Genomic DNA, 19,721 nt, shown 5'->3' with positions numbered 1-19,721 from the left:
ATATCCTGTTCTGACAGGAGCTTTAAGCCGGGCTGGAGGGTCCGCTGCGGGGGTCACCAGCCAACCGGCCGGCAAGAGCATAAACGAGGCCCTCGGACCGGAATTCGATGCTGGCCGTGCCGTCGAAATAGGTGGGGACGACGCGGGTCGTCAGCCGCGAGCCAAATCCTTTGCGCTCGGGCTCGATCACCTCGGGCCCGCCTTCTTCCTGCCAGCGGAAATCAAAGCCGCCATCGGCGTCGCAGGCCCACCGGACATGCACGCACCCGCTGTCGGTCGAAAGCGCCCCGTATTTCAAGGCGTTGGTGGACAGCTCATGCAGCGCCAGAGAAAGTCCGAGCCCCTGCTGGGCGCTCAGCCCGATGCCGGGCCCCTCGATCACCATGCGGTCGGGTCTGTCGCAGTGAGGCTCGACGGCGGCCATGATGACGTCGCGTATGTCTGCGTCCTGCCAGCTCGCGCTGGTAAGCATGTCCTGCGCCCTGCCCAGCGCCTGGATGCGCTCTGAAGCGCGTCGCGCGCCTTCCTCGCCGGCGGACTGCCTCAGGCTCTGGGATACGATAGCCTGAACCATGGCGAGCGTGTTCTTCATGCGGTGCGAAAGCTCGCGCTGGAGCAGCCGCTGCTGGCGCTCCGCCTCCCGCTGCGCGACCAGCGCCGCATTGGTGCGCGCGACTTCGGCGGCAAGCGCCTCACGATCCCGCAGCGCCGCGGTCGTCTCGGTGACCACGTTCATCAGCCCGGCAATCCGGCCGTCATCATCGAACAGGGGGCTGTAGGAAAACGTCCAGTATGTCTGCTCGACCCTGCCGTTGCGGACCATGGCGAGGTGCAGGTTCTCCGCCCATGTGCCCTGCCCGCTCAACGCTTCGTCGACGAACGGCTTCACGCCCTCCCACACATCCGACCACAGGTCCTTGAACGGCGCGCCGAGCGCGCGATCGACGCGGTCCGCGAGCATGGGCAGATAGTCGTCATTGTGAAACTGAAGCAGCTCGGGTCCCCACCAGAAACAGATGGGCTGCCGCGATGCAAGGACCATCGCCAGCACGTTCATAAGCGACCTTGGCCAGGTCTCTATTGGCCCCAGCGAGGTGCGCTCCCAATCGAAGACACGGATCTGCTGTACCATCCGGCCCCCCTGGGGCAAGAGGTCGAGGCCGCGGGCAGCACCGCGTGGGCCAGATGCGTCAGACACGGAAACCGCCACTGAAATAATATTGCGGCACCAGTGTACCGGTGCCTGCGGGCAGAGGCAAATGCGCAGTTTGAAAAAAGAGTGGTCCACCATGGGTTTGCGGTGCAGCCCGCCGGGCCCGCATCCATGCCCGGAAAGCCCCTCAGGCGTGCTCGGCGATCACCGCGAGGAATTGGGGACCGTATCGGTCGAGCTTGGTCTCTCCCACGCCAGGCACCTTGGCCATCTCCCCCCGCGAGCCGGGCCGCTCCGCTGCCAGCCCGATCAGCGTCTTGTCGTGGAAGATGACGTAGGGAGGTACGTTCTGGGCCCGCGCGAGCTCGAGCCGCTTTTCCCGCAGCGCGTCGAAAAGCGCCCGATCCCGATCGCTGATCTCAGGCTGCGCGGCGCTCCTTGCCACCTTGAGGCGCCGTGCGCGCTGGGCTCCCGGTACCCGCAGCATCAGCTTTGGCTTTTCGCGCAGGAACTGCCGTCCCGACGGCGCGATCGCGAGGCCCCCGTGACCGGTGACGTCCACATCCACGAACCGCATGGCGATCATCTGGCGCAGGATCGAGCGCCAGGTGCGGCTGCCATGCTCCTTGCCGATGCCAAAGGTCGAGACCGCATCATGCCCCGCCCGGGTGATCCGGTCGTTCTCGACCCCCAGCAGCACGTCGATTACATAGGCCTGCCCGAAGCGCTCGCCCGTCCGGTAGATGCACGAGAGCGCCTTCTGCACTGCGATGGTGCCGTCAAAGAGCTCGGGCGGCGCCGCGCAGGTGTCGCAGTTTCCGCAAGGGCCGCACGCATCGCCGAAATAGGTGAGCAGCACCTGCCGGCGGCACCCCGCCGCCTCGGCCAGCCCCAAAAGCGCGTCGAGCTTCTGGCGCTCCATGTGCTTGCGCTCGCGGGGCGCGTCCGATTGTTCGATGAACCGGGTGCGCAGCGCGATGTCCTCGGACCCATAGAGCATCATCGTCTCGGAGGGCAGCCCGTCGCGCCCGGCGCGTCCCGTCTCCTGGTAGAAGGCCTCGATGCTGCCGGGCAGGTCCAGATGGACAACGAAGCGCACGTCGGGCTTGTCGATCCCCATGCCGAAGGCGATGGTGGCGACCATGATCACCGCCTCTCCATGCTGGAAGCGCAATTGGTTGGCGGCCCGCTCCTCCTTGTCCATCCCGGCGTGATAGGCCAGCGCATCATGGCCCTTCTCGCGCAGCCAGGCCGCCGTTTCCTCGGTCTTGCGTTTCGACAGGCAATAAACGATCCCGCTTTCCCCTTTGTGCCGGGCGAGGAAATCCCGTAGCTGGACGCGCGGATTGTCCTTTTCGGCGATGGTGTAGCGGATATTGGGGCGGTCGAACCCGGCGATGAAGGCATCCGCGTCGCCGATCTCGAGATGGGACAGGATCTCCGCGCGCGTCGGCTCGTCGGCCGTCGCGGTCAGCGCCATGCGCGGCACCCCGGGGAATCTGGCAACCAGCGCATCGAGCTGGCGATAGGAGGGGCGGAAGTCATGGCCCCATTGGGAGAGGCAGTGGGCCTCGTCGATGGCGATCAGCGACAGCGAGGCCCGGCCCAGCCCCTCGAGCACCTCGGGGCGCAGCAGGGTTTCCGGCGCGACATAGAGCAGGTCGAGCACCCCGCTGTGGACATCTCGCCAGAGAGCCCGCCGCGCGTCGGGGTCGAGGTCGGAGTTGAGCGCGGCGGCCCTGACCCCCGCTTCGCGCAGCGCCAGCACCTGATCGGCCATCAGCGCCAGAAGCGGGGAGACCACGAGCCCCATGCCGGGCCGCGCGATCGCGGGGATCTGGTAGCACAGCGACTTGCCCCCGCCCGTCGGCATCAGGACGAAGGCATTGTTGCCCGCGATCACGTGTTCGATGATTCGCGCCTGCGGTCCCCTGAACCCATCATAGCCATAGACGGTCTTGAGGATGTCGAGTGCGCTGGAAGTCATGCTGGAAATCATGGGCACCAGAAGAGAGAATCACCGGAGCGTTTCTCTTAACAGCTTCCTGCCCGCACCGGCCATCGGCCCAGGCCACGCCACGCCCCATCGTCCCTGTTCGCGCCTCACCCGGCAGCGCGGCTCTCGAAGCCAACCCCGGTGAGCTGTTCGGACACTGTCCAGAGCCGCCTCGCGACCGCGAGATCGGCCGCCTGGGGCGGAATGCGGGCCGGCGCGGGATAGCCGCGCACTTCGCTCATCCGATCGGGACCGTAATAGCCACCGCCCTTCGCATCCCGAGAGGTGGCGGCATAAAGCGTCGGCAGGGCGCCCTGCGCGGCCGGCTGGAACAGGAACCACAGCAGCGAACGGGTGAGCCTGTACGCGCTCCAGCGGCCCGGGGCATTGTGCAAGAGATCGGTGCGCGCGACCCCGGGATGGGCCGCGATACTGGCTATGCCCCACCCAAGGGTCTCGCTCCGGCGCTGGAGTTCGAGTGCGAACATCAGGCAGGCGATCTTGGACTGGCTATAGGCCTTCATCGGCACATAGGTCTCTTCGCTCTGAAGATCGGCAAAGTCGATACGCCCGTCCCGGGCCGCAACGCTCGAGAGCGAGATGACCCGCGGATTCTGGCCCTTGCGCAGCAGCGCCATCAAATGGGCCGTGAGCGCGAAATGGCCCAGATGGTTGGTACCCAGTTGCAGCTCGAACCCCTCGGCGGTCTCCTGCCGTTCGGGGGGCACCATCACCCCGGCATTGTTGATCAAAAGGTCCAGCCGGTCGGTCTGGGCCGACAGGCGCTGCGCGAAATCATCGACCGAAGCGAGACTGGCCAGATCGAGCGGCTCGAACCGGATCGTCGCCGTGGGCACCCTCTCGCGCACATGGGCCACCGCCGCCCGGCCCTTGTCCGGGTTCCGTCCAGCGATCACCACCTCACAGCCGGCCCGTGCCAGGGCCAGCGCGTCTTCCAGCCCCAATCCCCCCGTTCCCGTGACGACCGCAAGCCGTCCTTTTTGGGAACCAATCTCCGAAGTCGTCCAGCGTGCCATGGCGTGCCCATCCTGATTTTCCGATGGGTGCATAAAGCGACAGGCGACTTCAAATGGCCATGCCGGAAACTCGGCATGGCATGCCTGATCCTCCAGAACCGGAATCGGGTCAGCGGGCGCGCATCAGCGCCGAAGCGGCCTCGATCTGCTGGCGCGCTTCGGGCGTCAGGCTGGAGACAACCTGGCTGGGCGACATCCCGAAGGTGCGCGAAAATTCACGGCTGAACTGGGAAGCGCTCTCATAGCCAACCCGGTAAGCCGCTTCGGCCACTTTCACGTCTCCCCCGATCAATAGCCTGCGGGCCTCGATGAGTCTGAGGTGCTTTTGATACTGCAGCGGGGACATCGAGGTGAGGGATTTGAAATGCTGGTGGAACGAGGACGGGCTCATCCGGGCCTCCTCGGCCAGCCGTTCCACCCGCATGGTCTGGGTGTAGTTGCGCCGCAGAAGCTGGATCGCGTTCACCACTCCCCCGGTCTGGGTCTCGGGCAGCGCCAGCTGGCTGATCACGGCCCCATGGGGTCCCGAAAGCAGCCAGAAGCAGATCTCGCGCATCACCGACGGGAAGAGCACCGGGATCGCCTTGGGCGTGTCGAGCATGCGGATCAGGCGCACCACGCAATCGGCCAGAGGCCCATCCACATCGGCAATGAAAGGCCTGGGGCCCGGATCGCCGGCCTGCGCCGGCTTGACATCGACCATCGTCATCACCTCGCGCAGCGTCGCGACGTCGAAATCGATGGTGACGCTGATGAACGGCTCTTCGACGCTCGCTTTGGTGATCCGGCCGGTGGCCGGCAGCTCGACGCTGACCACAAGGCACTGCATGGCGGTGTAATCGAGGCTGTCTCCGCCGAACTCGATCCGCTTGGCCCCCTGCACCACGATGCACAATTGCGGCGCGTAGACCGTATGCGCCGGCATGATGGGGCGATAGGTGCGCAGGATCCGCATGGCCTTGATCTCGGTGGGGAAGAACCCCTCCCCGCCGCCATGGGCGTCCGCATACCCGGTCAACACGGTATGGAGCAGGGAGCCTGCGGTCCTGTCACCAGCCTCGGCCGTGATCCGTTCGTGATCCATATCTTCCGATCCTCCTGGAGGAATAGGCAAGCTTCTCGGGGCAACAGGCATTCTCGCCACTCCTTTCGACAGCTAGCGTAGTGAGACCGAAATCTCTTGCCCCAGAGTAACACGCAACCGACCGAAATTCACACTTCAATTTGACGCTGAACTGACGATTTTCAATAAACTCGACGCATATTCGAGTAACGGCGGAGCTGTGTTGTTGTTTATGTCAAATATTGATCCGGAACGCGTCTGGCTGCACGTGCAAAAAGGAGATGACATTGGTTTCGCTGACCGTCAACGGCACTTCTCTTGATATCCAGGCAGACGCCGCCAAACCGCTTCTCTGGGTGCTGCGCGAGGAGCTGGGACTTCTGGGGCCCAAATATGGCTGCGGCATCGCCCAGTGCGGCGCCTGCCGGGTTCTGATCGACGGGCAATCGACCCCCTCCTGCATCACTCCGCTGGGCAGCGTCTCGGGCGCCTCGGTCGTGACCATAGAGGGATTATCGGATACCGAGGGCACCCTCTCGGATGTCCAGCAGGCCTGGCTCGACGAGCAGGTGCCCCAATGCGGCTTCTGCCAGCCCGGTTTCATCATCGCCGCCACGGCCCTGCTCGCGGAAAACCCCCGGCCCACCGACGCCGAGATCGACGAGGCGATCACCAATATCTGCCGATGCGGCACCTATCCGCGCATCCGCCGTGCCATCCACCGCGCCGCCGCCGCGCGCGACCAGGCCTGAGGAGCCCGCCATGCCCCGGTTATTGTCCCGCCGCACCTTTCTGTTCACCGGCGCCGCGGTCGCCGGCACCGCGATGGTCGCCGCGGTCGGCGGCGTCGGCCTGCTCTCGACCGTCGATGTCGACGGGCTTGAGAGTTTCGTGGATGGCGAACGCGCCGTGCTCAACGCCTTTCTCACCATCCACAGCGATGGCCGCGTGGTCGTGAGCGTGCCGCGCACCGAAATGGGTCAGGGCATCCATACCGGTCTCGCCATGGTGGTGGCCGAAGAGCTCGACATTCCCATGGACGAGAGGCTCAGCGTGGTCTTCCCCACCGAGCTTCATCCGGCCTACTCGAACTGGTTCAATGTCCTCGGCGTCCGCCCCGAGGAAGCGAGCGGCCCGGTGGTCTGGGTCGGGCGGCGCGTTCTGGGCCTTGCTGGTTTCATCTCGACCGGCGCCTCGGCATCCACCATGGCCATGTGGCACCCCATGCGGGTGGCCGGCGCCTCGGCCCGCCAGATGCTGATCGCCGCTGCCTCGGCCCGGCTCGGGGTTCCCGTCTCCGCGCTCACGACCGATGACGGGTTCGTCACCCATGCAGCCTCCGGGCGCACGCTGTCCTACGGACAGCTGGCCGCCGACGCGGCAGTGCTCTCCCCGCCCGAGGATCCCGCGCTCAAGCCGGCTGCCCAGTGGCGGATCATAGGCCGCTCCCAGCCCCGGGTCGACCTGCCCGCCAAGGTGCGCGGCGCCCCGGTCTTTGGCATGGACGTCGTCCTCCCCGACATGCTCCACGCCGCGATCCGCCATGCCCCGGTGTTTGGCGCCGAACTCGCAGCCATCAACAACGAACCCGACGTGCGCGCCCAGCCGGGCATCCTCGATGTGGCAATCGTCAATAGACGGCAGGTCGCGGTGGTCGCCCGCTCCTGGTGGCAGGCCGAGCAGGCCGCCCAGCTTCTCGACATCTCCTGGACCTCGACAGATTTCGACACCTTCGCGACCGCCCAGATGTCCCGGGATCTCAACGCCGCGCTCACAAGCGATGATCCCCACGATGCCGTCGATGACGGCGACGCCGAGGCAGCGATCACCACGGCAGCCGACCGGGTCGAGGCCACCTACGAGGCGCCCTTCGTCACCCATGCCTGCATGGAGCCCATGAACGCCACCGTCATCATCCGCGAGGACGGGGCGGCCGAGGCCTGGGTGCCCTCCCAGGCGCCGATCGCCGTGCGCCAGGGCGTTTACAACGGGGCGAGCTGGGCCGATGTCCACCCCGCCTCGGTCACCTGCAACATCACCATGAACGGAGGCGCCTTCGGGCGGCGCAGCGATCAGGACGTGGTCGCCCAGGCCGCCTTCCTCGCCGCCCGGCACCGGGGCCGTCCGGTCAAACTGATCTGGTCGCGCGAGGAGGACATAAGAGGCGGGCTCTATCGCAGTCACGCTGCGGCTCGTTTGCGCGCAGGCCTCGGCCCGGACGGCCTGCCGCTCGCCTATGACATCCGGGTCACCGCCCAATCGGCGATCGAGGGCATTGCCGGGCGCAACCTCCCGTTCAACCCGGGCCCGGACGGGGACCGCTTCACGGTCGAAGGGCTCGACAAGCCCTATTACACCGTTCCCAGCAGACGGGTGCGCAGCCAGCATGTGCCCAGCCACGTGCCCATCGGGCTCTGGCGGTCCAACGGCTATTCCTTCAACACCTTCTTTATCGAGAGCTTCATCGACGAATGCGCGCTGGCCGCCGGCGCCGATCCGCTCGCCTATCGCCGCGCCCTCCTGCGCGATCATCCCCGCCACCTCGCAGTCCTCGACCGGGTGGCGGAAATGGCCGACTGGGGCGCACCGCTCACACCGGGCCGCGGGCGCGGCATCGCGATCGAGGAATGCCACCGCAGCATCGTCGCCCAGATCGCAGAGGTGACGATCGCCACCGATGGCGAGATCACGGTCGATCGCGTCCTGTGCGCCATCGATGTGGGTCTCGTGATCAACCCCGACGCCGTTGTGGCGCAGATGGAGGGCGGCATCAGCTTTGGGGTCACCAGCGCCCTGATGAGCGCCATCACCTTCGAGGACGGCGCGGTGGTCCAGTCGAATTTTCACGACTACCCCATCCAGCGCCTCGCCAACGCCCCGGAAGTGGAGGTCTCGATCATCGAGAGCGACCTGCCCCCCGGCGGCGCGGGCGAGCCGGGCATCGTTCCCGTCGCCGCGGCCCTTGGCAATGCCATCCACGCCGCAACGGGCCGCCGCATCCGCCGCCTGCCCTTCGCCACCACCCAGACCATCGGCCTGCGGCGAACCCGCAGCGTGCTGGTTCCAGAGGCCTGAGGCCCCGCCGATGAGCCCCTGGACCCGAAACGAGCAGATCGACGACATCCGCCCCGCGCTTCTGGCCGCGGCGGAAGGCCCCGAGCCCTTCGCCCTTGCCACCATCGTTGCGGCTGATGGCGGCCCGCGCCCCGTCGGCACCCAGATGGTGGTCACCCACGCCGAGCGCACCGGCTTTCTTTCGGGCGGCTGCATCGAGGGCGACGTCGCCTGCCACGCCCGCGCGGTGATCGCGGAGGGCCGGCCGCGACGCCTCGTCTATGGCCGGTCCAGCCCCTTTATCGACATTCGCCTGCCCTGCGGCGGACAACTGGTCGTCCTTGTCGAACGTTTGGCGCCCGGGGACCGCGCGATCACGGCCCTTGAGCACCTGAGCGCGGCACGCCGCCCCGCCTTTTATGCGAGCGACGGCTATCAGCGCGCAACGACCGCCACCGCCTGGCGGGGCTCGGACCGCTGGCCCGCCCGCGCCCTGTTCGTCCCGCGCCAGAGACTGATCGTGGTGGGCACCGATCCCTTCGCCCTGGCGCTCGTGACTTTGGCCGAAGCACTGGGATGGAAGGCCGTGCTTCTGCCCCCAGCCGCCGCAGATCCGGCAAGGCTCGCCGAGGCCGACCCCTGGACCGCGATCGCCATCCTGACCCACGACACTGCGACCGAGGTCGCACTGCTTGCCGCCGTCCTGCGTTCCGATGCGGGCTTTGTCGGCGTCATGGGCTCGCGCTCCCGGATCGCGGCACGGCGGGCCCGACTACTCCAGGCCGGCGTCCCCGAGCCCCTGATCGGTCGCCTGCGCGCGCCCATAGGGCTCGAGATCGGAGCCCGCGCGCCGATGGAAATCGCCACCGCGATCGTCGGCGAGATCATCGCCGCCTCCGGCGCCACCCCCGGCTCGCGCGTCATCAGGCCTCGGCCCGTCACCGCTCAGCAGCAGCCCGAGAAGTCCCTGAACCAGGCCTCGATCTCGCGCTCTATGACCGGCCACGCGCCTTCGAGCGCAGCGAAACGGGCGATTTCGTGCCGGTAGAGCTCGCGCAGGGCCCGCTCGGTGCCCTCGAGGTCTACCCCGGTCAACTGCCCCTCTCGCACAACATAGCGCCCCGCCACCACAAGATCGCTGACCTCCTGGGCGCTCGCGCGGGCAAACAGCAGGTCGATCGGATCGACATCCATGATCCGGTCCCGATCCAGCCGGTCATAATCGAGGACCAGCAGATCCGCCGCCTCCCCCCTGGCGATCCGCCCCGCTCCGGGCGCCCCCGTCGCCGCCCGGCCGTTGGCGATGCTCTCGAGGAGAAACGCCTTGCGATCCCAGGTGCGCGCGAATGCCGGCCCGCCATGCAGCGCATTGGCCAGCCGCGTTTCTCGCACCATGTCGTCGTCCTCGTCGAACGCCAGCCCGTCCATGCCCACAGCGATCCTGCATCCCCGCCCATGGGCGTCCGCGATCGGCCCCTTGCCCGAGCCCAGGTGCATGTTCGAACTCGAATTGGTGACGATCACGGCCCCGGCGTCCGCGATCATCTCGAGTTCCCCGGGCCGGGCATGGACGCAATGGGCCAGCGTCAGGCGCGGGGAAAGAAGCCCGATATCCTTCAGATAGGTGACGATCCCGCCGGGAAACGTCCGGTCCGCCCAGAGCCGCTGGTAGGGGGTCTCCAGCAGGTGCATATGGACCCCGCGCCCGGTTGCGGCCGAGCGCTCCGCGATCGCCACCAGCAGCGCGTGCGAGCACCACTGCACGCCCGCGGGCCCGAACTGCACGTCCACCATCGGCCCGCCGATCGCCTCCCCGATCGCCTCGGTCATCTCGATCATGGCCTCGGGGGGCGCCGCCGGCCGGCAATAGGTGTCCTCCACGATCGCGGCGACCTCTGCCGGCAGGCGCGCGAGCATGTCCGCCTCCTCGCCATAAACCAGCGGATTGCGATCTCTGAGCGCCGGAGCATAGGCAATGCGGATTCCCACTTCCCCCGCCGCTCTGGCCACTGCGCGCGCTTCATCGAGTGCCGACAGCCGTCCGCTGGGACGGGTATAGTGCACCATCACCGACCCGCAGCCGGACCGGGCGGCGCGGGCAAAGGGCGCCAGCGCGGCGAGATGGGCATCGGGGGGCGTGGCGAGCATGGATCTGGGCAGCCAGGTCTCGAGCCCCATGAACGCAGCCCCGAACGAGGACAGCGCCAGAGGCCGCGCGTGGTCATGGCCATTGGCGAGCGCGGGCACCGCCAGCCTGCGCCCCGCGCCGCGCCGCTCTGGCGTTCCCGGCTTCACCTCGGAAAAGACCCCGTCCTTCCAGCCGATCGCGACCTGCCGGTCGACCGGGCGCGTGGGGTCGAGCAGGGCATGGCTCACCTTGATCGATGCCATTTTTCGCCTCCTGAAAAGAAAAAGCCCCTCCCCGGTCGAACGCCGGAGAGGGGCGGGTTGGACGCACCTTAAGGTTACTGGGCCTGGTAGACCAGTTCACGCTCCTCGCGCGCGGGGAGAAATTCGCGGCTGAACACATCGCTGGTCTCTGGCGTGCTCGAAAGGTCGTAGCCCTCGACCACGATGTCGATGGCGCGGGCCAGCCTCTCGTCATCAACGTCGCCCAGTCCGATCTCGGCAGCTTCCTCGGAGGCCATCAGGCGCTCATAGGCGAAGTTGAGGCGCATGCGCTCGATCTCTTCATTGACGAGGTTATCGAAGTTCATCACCGCTTCCATGGCCATGTCCTGGTCCAGCCCGATCTCGATCGAGGCCTTGTTGACCGCACGCACCAGCCCGGCCACCGCTTCGGGATTGTTCTCGATCATGTCCTGGGACACCATCATCCCGTTGGAATAAAGATCCATGCCGTAGTCACCGAACAGCCACCAGTCGAAATCGTTCTCGGGATCCTGGCGGTTGTTGAGGAGATTGAAATAGCTGGTGATGTTAAAGACTAGTGCGCCGTCGATCTCGTCGCGGATCAGCATCGGCTCTTGCAGGTTCGGCGCCATGTTGGAAATCTCGATGGCGTCGATGTCCAGCCCGTTGGTGCGCGCAAACACCGGCAACAGGCGCGTGGTGGGCGTGCCCTGCGCGCCGCCCAGAACCCGTCCCTCGAAATCCTCGATCGCGGAAATTCCGCTCGATTTCTTGGTGACGACGGCAAAAGGGGGCTGGTTCCACATCATGTAGACCATGACCGGCACCTGGTCGGGACGGTCGGCAGCGTTCTGGATGATGGCGTTGATGTCGCCGAACCCCGCATCATAGGCCCCGCCCATGATGCGCGTCACCGTCGCCCCCGAGCCCTCGCCCTGGTCGATGATGACGTTGAGGCCCTCGTCCTCGAAATAGCCCTTGTCTTTGGCCACGAAGAACGCGGCGTCCGATCCCTGGGTCACCCAGCCCAGGGTGAAGCGCACATCGGTGAGGTCCTGGGCGAAGGCCGAAGACATGGTGAGCGCGGCAAGGCCGAGCGTGGCGGTCAGCAGTCTCTTCATCAAAGTTCTCCTTGAGGCGTTTGCGTCTGGAATGACGGTCGGATCAGGCTGGGATTTCGTTCTTGCGCGTTGCCCAGCCCGTCACCCGGCCCTCGATGGCCGAGAAGATGGCGTAGAGCGCCACACCCAGTGCGGCGAGAATGAACAGGCCCGAAAAGACGAGCGGCACATCGAAATTGGAGGAGGCGGTCATCATCACATTGCCGATGCCGCGATTGGAGGCGACGGTCTCCGAGAGCACGGTGCCCACGAACGCATAGGTCACCGCGACCTTGAGCGAGGCGAAAAAGAACGGCATGGTGCGGGGCAGCCCCACATTCCAGAGAATGTCGAGCTTGCTCGCCCCCAGCGCCTTGAGCACGTCCTCCTGCTCGGGCTCGGTGGTCGCAAGGCCCGTGGCGATGTTGACCACGATGGGGAAAAAGCAGATCACGATCGCCGTGAGGATGGCGGGCACGGTCCCCGAGCCGAACCAGAGCACGAAGATCGGGACCACCGCCACCTTGGGGATGGAGGAAAACCCGATCAGGAGCGGATAGGCGGTGTCATAGGCGGTGCGCGACACCCCGATCACAGCGCCGATCACCACACCGATCGCGACGCCGAGCGCGAACCCGATCATGGTCGTGACCAGCGTCTGGACCATATGCGGCCAGAGCACGTTCATGCGCGTGAACAGGGTATAGAACACCTGGCTGGGACGCGGCAGCACCAGGTCCGAAACCCCCAGGATGATGCACAGCACTTCCCAGACGAGGAAAAAGCTCACGATCAGGGCCCCCGCCGAGACCCGGCGCTTGATGGCATAGTTCATGTCCGGGACTCCTGGCTTGGGCGCACCCCGCCGCGGGCATTGACGATCAGCCCGCGCAGGCGCTGGTTGAGCTCAACGAACCCGGGCTCGAAGGTCATCTCGATGGTGCGCGGACGCGGCAGCTCGATCGCGCTGTCATCGAGGATGCGGCCCGGGCGCGCGCTCATCACGCAGATGCGCTCGGCGAGATAGCCCGCCTCCTTGAGATCGTGGGTGACCAGCAGGACGGTCGGGCGCAGCTTGAGCCAGAGATCCTGCAGGGTCCCCCAAAGCTCCTCGCGGGTGAACTGGTCGAGCGCCCCGAAGGGCTCGTCCAGGAGCAGCAGGCGCGGCTCGTGCACCAGCGCGCGGCACAGATTGGCCCGCTGGAGCATGCCGCCGGACAACTGCCAGGGAAAATGATTGGCAAAGCCCTTGAGCCCCACATCTTCGAGCAGCGCATGCACGCGGTCGCGAAACTCGGTCTTTTTCTTGGCGTGGAACTGCTGGCGGAACGGCCGCACGATCTTGAGCGGCATCATGACGTTCTTCTCGATCGTCAGCCAGGGCAGCATGGTGGGGTTCTGGAAAGCCATCCCGATCCGCAGCGCCTTGGCCTCGACCTCCCGGCCACCCACGATCACCGCACCGCTCGTGGGCCGGATCAGCCCCGCGGTCAGTTTCAGGATCGTCGATTTTCCGCATCCGGAAGGGCCCACGAGGGCGAGAAACTCGCCATCGGCAATCTTGAGCGAGGTTTCCGAAAGGGCCGGCACCTGCTGGTCGCCCTGGCCGAACGTGACACTGGCCTGCGACAACTCGACGGCAGGAAAGCCCGATCCGGGCGCAGCCTTTGCGTCCGTTTGCGGAACACCTGATAGGGGCGATGATGTTTGCATACTGTTCATGACCAATAGTGCATGCAATCATGATGCCAATCGCTGGGCTCGGCGGCGAAATCCCGGTTTTCCGGGCCTGCGCCGTCCAGGGCGGCCAGCCGGCAAGCGGGCAAAACCGAGGCACCATCGTCAATTGCACATCGTTTGGGCATCGGACTGGATTCAAATTAGGCGACCAAAGCGCTCCAGAGCGCGCATAGGCGATTGAAAAACCGCGGCTCGATGGCTAATCACGAGGCTCGGGGCCGCAAAGGGGGCGTACATGGCCGGCAGCACAGCAACGGGCAAGACCCGCACCTTGGGGGGCGCAGGCGAGGACAAGGCGGGCACGATCTGCCGGGCTATCCGCCGCGCCATCGTCGAGCGCGCGCTGCGCCCGGGGGACCGGCTGCCCGAGGATGCGCTGGGCGAGCGCTTCGGCGTCAGCCGCACCATAGCGCGCCACGCGCTGGGACAGCTCGGCTCAGAGGGCCTGGTCGATCTGCGGCGCAACCGCATAGCCGTCGTCGCAACCCCATCCATGGAAGAGGCGCGCGACACCTTCGATATCCGGATCGAGTTGGAGCGTCTCGTGGTCAAGGCGCTGGCCGGCCGGCTCGAGCCCGACCAGATCGCTCAGTTGCGCGCCCATGTCGAGGCCGAACAGGCGGCGCGGGGGGGCAGCGAGGCGACCTCGATCCGCCTTGCCACCGAGTTCCACGTTCTTCTAGCGGAAATGACCGGCAAGTCGATCCTGACCCGCTATGTCAACGAGGTGTCCTATCGCTGCGGGCTGATGCTCTCGGCGTTCAGCCGGCCCCATTCATCGGAATGCGCCGTCAGCGAACACAGCGAAATCATCGACGCGCTGATCGCCGGGGATTCCGAGAACGCCATGCGGCTGATGAGCACCCATCTCGAGGATGTCGCCGAGCGGGCGCTGCTGGTGGCGCCCGAAGCGCGCAGCCGCGACCTCATGGACATCCTCGCCCCCTATGCCGAGGAAGCCGCCGGGTCCCCCGCCCGCCCGCGCCGCACAAAACGCTGAGCACTCCGCGTGCACGGACCGAGGCTCAGCGCCGCGCAACGGACGGATCGAGGATCCATTCGGCGCTGTCGTTCCAGACGTCCATCTTGACGATTTTCCCGTCCCGGACGACGAACCGGTCAACATAACGGTTGTCCTTGAAAGGCGTGCCGTCGATCCACGCGCCATAGAGTGTACCGATGCTGTAGACCACGGTCTCGGTGTCCGACTTGGCCACATCGAAGCGCCGCATATCCTTTTTGACCCATTGGTAGCGCGCCGCGTTAAACCCCGTGGGCCCCTGCGGGCTGTCGTAATCCCGCCCCCCGGTGAAGGTGACCACGAAATCGTCCGCGATATAACGCGCCGCGCCCTCGGGATCGGGGATCATCGACGCCTCGAGATAGAGCCGGACCACTTCGGCATCCGGATCCTCCAGCCGATCGGCGTCGGCGCTCACGGTGTCGGCTGCGGACATCTCATGATCCCTTCTTGGTGCAGCGCGCCTCTGGCGCACTGGAATTTGCTTCAACTGAATGCAATAGTGTCTCAAAAGTGTATGCGAACCTTGCATGCCCAATCAAGGGAGTTCCTGTCCATGATCGATCTGATCGTCCGCAACGCGCATCTGCGCGACCGCGATGGCCTTTGGGACATCGGCATTTCGGGCCAGTCGATCGCGGCCATCGAACGACGGATAACAGCCGACGCGCGCATCGAGAATCTGGAAGGGCGCCTCGTCCTCCCGGGCTTTTGCGACACCCATGTGCACCTCGACAAGGCCTGCCTGCTCGGGCGCAGCGACCACCGCCACGGCGCGCTCGCCGGCGCCATCGCCGCGATTTCCAGGCTCAAGGCGGGGTTCACCGCCGAGGATGTCTATGCCCGCGGCGCCCGGTGTCTCGAGATGGCCATCGTCCAGGGCACCACGCACATGCGCACCCATGTTGAGATCGACCCCGTCATCGGCCTGCGCGCGTTCGAGGCCATCCGCCAGCTTCGGGACGATTACCGCTGGGCCCTCGACCTTTCGATCTGCGTCTTCCCCCAGGAGGGCCTTCTCAACAATCCCGGCACCGATGAGCTGATGGTCATGGCGCTAGAAGGGGGCGCCGATCTGGTCGGCGGATGCCCCTATACCGATTCCGATCCCCACGCTCATGTGGCCCGCATCTTCGATCTCGCCGAGCGCTTCGACATCGATATCGACTTTCATCTCGACTTCGATCTCGACCCCGGCTGGATGCACCTCGATGCGGTTCTGGCCGAAACCCGGGCGCGCGAGCGCGGCGGGCGGGTGGCGGTCGGCCATGCCACCAAGCTCTCCGCGCTCGCGCCCGCTCCACTGGCACAAGTCATGGCGCGCCTTGCCGATGCCGGCGTGGCGGTGACCGCCCTGCCCGCGACCGATCTTTACCTCATGGGCCGGGACCATACCGAAAACGTGCCGCGCGGGGTCGCCCCGGTCCACCGGCTGGCTGAGGGGGGCGTGTGCTGCTCGATCGCCACCAACAACGTCCTCAACCCCTTTACGCCCTTCGGCGATTTCTCGCTGCTGCGCATGGCCAATCTTTACGCCAATGTCTGCCACGCGGGCCCCGACCGGTTCGCCCAGGTGCTCGACCTCATAACGACCAGCCCCGCCCGGCTGCTCAACCTGCCCGACTACGGCACGAGAGTGGGCGCCGTGGCCGATCTGGTGGTCCTTGACGCGCCCGACCAGATCGAGGCGCTCGGCGCGCTCGCCATGCCGCTCTTTGCGCTCAAGCGCGGCAGGAAGACCTTTGCCCGCGCCCGGCCGGAGCTCATGGCACCCTAGCGCGTCTCGCCTGTTCTGCCGGTCAGTGGCGGAAGTGGCGCATGCCGGTAAACACCATGGCGAGCCCCGCTGCATCGGCGGCGGCGATCACCTCCTCGTCACGGATCGAGCCGCCCGGCTGGATCACCGCGGTCGCCCCCGCTTCGATCAGCGCCTCAAGCCCGTCGGCAAACGGGAAGAACGCGTCTGACGCCACGACCGAGCCTTGGGTCAACGCGCCCTCGATTCCTGCGGCTTTTGCCGCATCGCGGGATTTGGAATGGGCGATGCGCGCGGAATCCACCCGGCTCATCTGGCCCGCGCCGATCCCCACAGTCGCCCCGTTGCGGGCATAGACGATGGCGTTGGACTTGACGTGCTTGGCCACCTTGGCGGCGACCATCAGATCGGCCATCTCCGTCTCGGTGGGCGCGCGGCGGGTCACCACCTTGAGCGCGCAATCCTCGGCGCTCCGGTTGTCGCGTGACTGCACCAGCATGCCGCCGGCCACCGTGCGCACGCTCACCCCGTCCGCCTTGGGGTCGGGCAGCCCGCCGGTCAAAAGCAGCCGCAAATTCTTCTTGCCCTCGAATATCGCGCGGGCGTCCGCGGTTGCATCGGGGGCGATCACCACTTCGGTGAACAGCTTGACGATCTCGGCGGCCACTTCCGCATCGATCGTGCGGTTGAGCGCCACGATGCCGCCAAATGCGCTTACCGGATCGCAGGCCAGCGCCCCCTGATAGGCGGTCGCAAGGGTGGCCCCCAGCCCCACGCCGCTCGGATTGGCGTGTTTGATGATCGCCACCGCGGCAGTGGCGTTGGGATCGAACTCGGCCACCAGCTCGAACGCGGCGTCGGTGTCGTTGATGTTGTTGTAGGACAGCACCTTACCCTGGACCTGCTCGGCCGTGGCCACGCCTGCCCGCTCCGAGCCGTCCGCATAAAAGGCCGCCCATTGATGGGGGTTTTCCCCATAGCGCATGGTCTGGCGCAACACGCCCGCAACGCTGCGCCATTTGGGCCCGTCCTCGCAGTCCAGCGTGCGCGCGAACCAGGCGGAAATGGCCGAATCATAGGCCGAGGTCCTGCCATAGGCCTTGGCGGCGAGCTGCTGGCGGGCCTCGTAGGAGACTTCCCCATGGCTCCCGATCTCCTCGAGCACGGCGTCGTAATCGGCCGGATCGACCACGACGGTCACATCGGCATGGTTCTTTGCCGCCGCCCGGATCATCGCGGGCCCGCCGATATCGATGTTCTCGATGATGGTGTCGTAATCAGCGCCCGCGCGCACGGTCCTGGCGAAGGGATAGAGATTGACCACCACCAGATCGATCGGGGAAATCCCGTGGATGCGCATGGCGCTGGTGTGGGCCGGATTGTCGCGCACGCCCAGAAGCGCCCCATGCACGCTCGGATGCAGCGTCTTGACACGCCCGTCCATGATCTCGGGGAACCCGGTCACTTCCGAGATGTCTATGACCGCGATACCGGCATCGGTCAGCGCCTTGCGCGTCCCTCCGGTAGAAACGATCTCGATGCCATGGCCCGAGAGCGCCCGGGCGAAATCGATGATGCCGGTCTTGTCGGAGACCGAAAGCAGGGCACGCCTGATGCCGCGTGTTTCACTCAAAGCCATGGCCCTGTCCTTTGTGCGGGTAATGCCGGGATCGGCGCGTGGCTAGCACGTCTGGAAGGTCTAGGGAACCTTCCGCCGCACCCGGGTCTATTGCCGGGTGATCACCCAGGCCGCCTCGGCGCCGGGCGCCGCGACCCCGCTCAGGACGATCTGGAAGGTCCGCATCAGCCCGTAATAGGCCGAGTGGCGAACGCTTTCCTCGATCCGCGCCTCGGCCCCCTCCCAGAGAAACGACCACTGCTCCCCATTCCTGTGGCGCATCCGGATCAGCGCGGCAGCCGGATCGATCTCGGGCGCGACACCCGGACCGAGATGGAACCGGATCGAGAATGCGCCCGGAATCTTGGCCGTATCCCCGTTGGCCACGAAGAAATCCTGTCCCGCCAGGGTATGGCCGCCTCCCATCAGGGTCAGCCTGCGCACCAGATCGAGCCCGTAGCGCTCGGCGTATCCGGCTGTGCGCATCTCGAGCACGTTGTCGCTCCGATCGAGGCTGAGCGTGGGGTCTGCGCTCCGTGGCCGCAACCGGTCGGCGATGAACAGCCCGCCACCCAGCTCGGCGGCCGAGAGATCGTCGATGGTGGGCGCACAATGGGCCGAGCCGTGCCGGAACAGGGTGTGGGATTCAGGAAGCTGGGACGGCGCCGGGCCGCAATTTCCCACAATGAAGCTGCCCCCGCAGCTGTATTCGAAACTCAGAGCCCCGGCATGGGCCGTCCCCGAATGGGCCAGCGGAGGGACCTTGCCTCCATCGGCGACCACCCGGCCCTCCCCGTCCACGAGCACACCATATCCGCTCGAGATCACCGACTGGTCGGTGCGCGCGCTCGACTGGGCCAGCACTGACAGCACCATGCCCACGGGCACCTGTCCGCAGCCGTTCATATAGACCGGCTCGCGCGTGCCCAGCACCAGGCGCTCGAAGGCCCGGTGCATCCGCTCGACAGAGGCGGCGATCTCGCGCACATGCTCGGGCTGGCGCAGGCCCAGAAGCCTGTTGACCGGAATCAGTTCGCCAAGCGCCTGGAGCTGGAAATAGGGGTTGCGCGACAGGTGCAGCCCGTCCTCATCGGTCTGGCGCGCCAGTTCCGCCTCGAGCTGGGCCACGAGCCCGGGCACTTCGGCCTCTTCGGTGGCAAGGCACATGGATGCGCCCAGAAGCGCGATGCGCGCCATCAGCCTGTCGAAGGGCTCGCACGCCAGCTCGACGCGCGCCTTGATCGACTGGATCTGGGTGCCCAGAGAGCGGTTGATGGCGCGCACCTCGTCGGTCGTGGCGCCTTCGACCAGAAGGGTGTGGTTCTTGAGCCAGTTCAGGACGCGCTTGGAGGCGATCGGCACCGCCCAGGTCTCGCGCTCGAAATCCCCGTGCCGGCCAAGCCAGTCGAGCACCAGAGTGCGCGCGAAGCGGCGCTGGCCGGGATCGGACAGCTCGCGGAAATGGCGCAGCCAGGCAAAGCCATGCAGGTGGTCGAGCCAGTTGCGCGCGTCGGTATCCACCGAAAACGGGGACGCGCCACCCGTGTCGACCAGATGTCCGGCCAACAGATATTTGCCATCCATCATCTCGATGACCGAATGGCTGTCGGTGGGCCGAAACTCGGTCAGCCGTCCCACAAAGGACGGGGCATCGCTGCCCGACCAGGTCCAGGAAAACAGCGGACTCGTCACTACGCGATCGGCGGCAACGAACGCGCCCTTTTTCACAACGTAGCGCCAGAGATCGAGCAAGGTCTTGTTTCCCGATGGACAATCACGTTCGCGAAACTATCATCAAGCGGTCATGAAC

General features: G+C 66.3%; 16 protein-coding genes. 5 read left to right on the top strand and 11 right to left on the bottom strand.

Translation table 11 applies throughout. The features are described 5' to 3' along the window. Nucleotides 1–22: 22 nt before the first annotated feature. The 4 genes from EO136_RS03565 to EO136_RS03550 all read right to left on the bottom strand — a co-directional run bounded on the left by EO136_RS03565 (nucleotide 23) and on the right by EO136_RS03550 (nucleotide 5,270). Complete coding sequence (locus EO136_RS03565) at nucleotides 23–1,132, bottom strand: sensor histidine kinase (RefSeq protein WP_246018255.1); 1,110 nt, start codon at nucleotides 1,130–1,132, stop codon at nucleotides 23–25. Between the two features lie 208 nt (nucleotides 1,133–1,340). Beyond that, a complete protein-coding gene (recQ, locus tag EO136_RS03560) occupies nucleotides 1,341–3,140 on the bottom strand; it encodes a DNA helicase RecQ (RefSeq protein ID WP_127143104.1) in 1,800 nt (599 codons plus the stop codon). Between the two features lie 116 nt (nucleotides 3,141–3,256). Next, complete coding sequence (locus tag EO136_RS03555) at nucleotides 3,257–4,186, bottom strand: SDR family oxidoreductase (RefSeq protein ID WP_127143103.1); 930 nt, start codon at nucleotides 4,184–4,186, stop codon at nucleotides 3,257–3,259. Between the two features lie 109 nt (nucleotides 4,187–4,295). Continuing rightward, a complete protein-coding gene (locus tag EO136_RS03550) occupies nucleotides 4,296–5,270 on the bottom strand; it encodes an AraC family transcriptional regulator (protein ID WP_206513259.1) in 975 nt (324 codons plus the stop codon). A gap of 260 nt (nucleotides 5,271–5,530) precedes the next feature. Between EO136_RS03550 and EO136_RS03545 the strand changes: the two genes are divergently transcribed. From EO136_RS03545 to EO136_RS03535, 3 genes are read left to right on the top strand one after another with little or no spacing between them, the layout of a single operon-like run. After that, entirely contained in the window at nucleotides 5,531–6,001 is a 471-nt protein-coding gene (locus EO136_RS03545; RefSeq protein WP_281280367.1) for a (2Fe-2S)-binding protein, read from the top strand. Nucleotides 6,002–6,011: 10 nt separating this feature from the next. After that, nucleotides 6,012–8,324 carry a xanthine dehydrogenase family protein molybdopterin-binding subunit gene (locus EO136_RS03540; protein ID WP_127143100.1) on the top strand — a complete coding sequence of 771 codons (2,313 nt, stop codon included), beginning with the start codon at nucleotides 6,012–6,014 and terminating at the stop codon, nucleotides 8,322–8,324. A 10-nt stretch (nucleotides 8,325–8,334) separates the two neighbouring features. After that, the gene (locus EO136_RS03535) at nucleotides 8,335–9,351 is read left to right on the top strand and encodes an XdhC family protein (RefSeq protein ID WP_127143099.1); all 1,017 of its coding nucleotides are present in this window, start codon (nucleotides 8,335–8,337) and stop codon (nucleotides 9,349–9,351) included. Here the strand turns inward: EO136_RS03535 and EO136_RS03530 are convergent. From EO136_RS03530 to EO136_RS03515, 4 genes are all read right to left on the bottom strand, one after another. Beyond that, nucleotides 9,249–10,694, bottom strand: coding sequence for an amidohydrolase family protein (locus EO136_RS03530; protein ID WP_127143098.1), 1,446 nt, complete (start codon nucleotides 10,692–10,694; stop codon nucleotides 9,249–9,251). The genes EO136_RS03535 and EO136_RS03530 overlap by 103 nt on opposite strands. 74 nt (nucleotides 10,695–10,768) lie before the next feature. Continuing rightward, nucleotides 10,769–11,800: an ABC transporter substrate-binding protein gene (locus EO136_RS03525; RefSeq protein ID WP_127143097.1), complete on the bottom strand. Its 1,032-nt coding sequence runs from the start codon at nucleotides 11,798–11,800 to the stop codon at nucleotides 10,769–10,771. A 40-nt stretch (nucleotides 11,801–11,840) separates the two neighbouring features. After that, nucleotides 11,841–12,611, bottom strand: coding sequence for an ABC transporter permease (locus EO136_RS03520; RefSeq protein ID WP_127143096.1), 771 nt, complete (start codon nucleotides 12,609–12,611; stop codon nucleotides 11,841–11,843). Next, nucleotides 12,608–13,489 (bottom strand): ABC transporter ATP-binding protein, encoded by an 882-nt coding sequence (locus EO136_RS03515; protein WP_127143125.1) that lies wholly within the window; start codon nucleotides 13,487–13,489, stop codon nucleotides 12,608–12,610. The genes EO136_RS03520 and EO136_RS03515 overlap by 4 nt, the downstream gene beginning before the upstream one ends. 262 nt (nucleotides 13,490–13,751) lie before the next feature. Between EO136_RS03515 and EO136_RS03510 the strand changes: the two genes are divergently transcribed. Beyond that, nucleotides 13,752–14,516, top strand: coding sequence for a GntR family transcriptional regulator (locus EO136_RS03510; RefSeq protein ID WP_127143095.1), 765 nt, complete (start codon nucleotides 13,752–13,754; stop codon nucleotides 14,514–14,516). Between the two features lie 25 nt (nucleotides 14,517–14,541). On the opposite strand, the gene EO136_RS03505 is transcribed toward EO136_RS03510, so the two are convergent. After that, nucleotides 14,542–14,973 carry a nuclear transport factor 2 family protein gene (locus EO136_RS03505; RefSeq protein WP_127143094.1) on the bottom strand — a complete coding sequence of 144 codons (432 nt, stop codon included), beginning with the start codon at nucleotides 14,971–14,973 and terminating at the stop codon, nucleotides 14,542–14,544. 120 nt (nucleotides 14,974–15,093) lie between these two features. On the opposite strand from EO136_RS03505, the gene EO136_RS03500 reads away from it, so the two are divergent. After that, complete coding sequence (locus EO136_RS03500) at nucleotides 15,094–16,314, top strand: amidohydrolase family protein (protein ID WP_127143093.1); 1,221 nt, start codon at nucleotides 15,094–15,096, stop codon at nucleotides 16,312–16,314. A 22-nt stretch (nucleotides 16,315–16,336) separates the two neighbouring features. Here EO136_RS03500 and purH read toward each other — a convergent pair whose 3' ends face one another. Next, nucleotides 16,337–17,932, bottom strand: a complete 1,596-nt coding sequence (gene purH / locus EO136_RS03495; RefSeq protein WP_127143092.1) for a bifunctional phosphoribosylaminoimidazolecarboxamide formyltransferase/IMP cyclohydrolase — start codon at nucleotides 17,930–17,932, stop codon at nucleotides 16,337–16,339. Nucleotides 17,933–18,019: 87 nt separating this feature from the next. Further along, nucleotides 18,020–19,663: a heparinase II/III family protein gene (locus EO136_RS03490; RefSeq protein ID WP_127143091.1), complete on the bottom strand. Its 1,644-nt coding sequence runs from the start codon at nucleotides 19,661–19,663 to the stop codon at nucleotides 18,020–18,022. Nucleotides 19,664–19,721 lie beyond the last annotated feature (58 nt).

This window comes from Pelagibacterium montanilacus (assembly GCF_003992665.1).
Lineage (GTDB): Bacteria > Pseudomonadota > Alphaproteobacteria > Rhizobiales > Devosiaceae > Pelagibacterium > Pelagibacterium montanilacus.
This window is presented reverse-complemented; position numbering and strand designations above follow the sequence as displayed.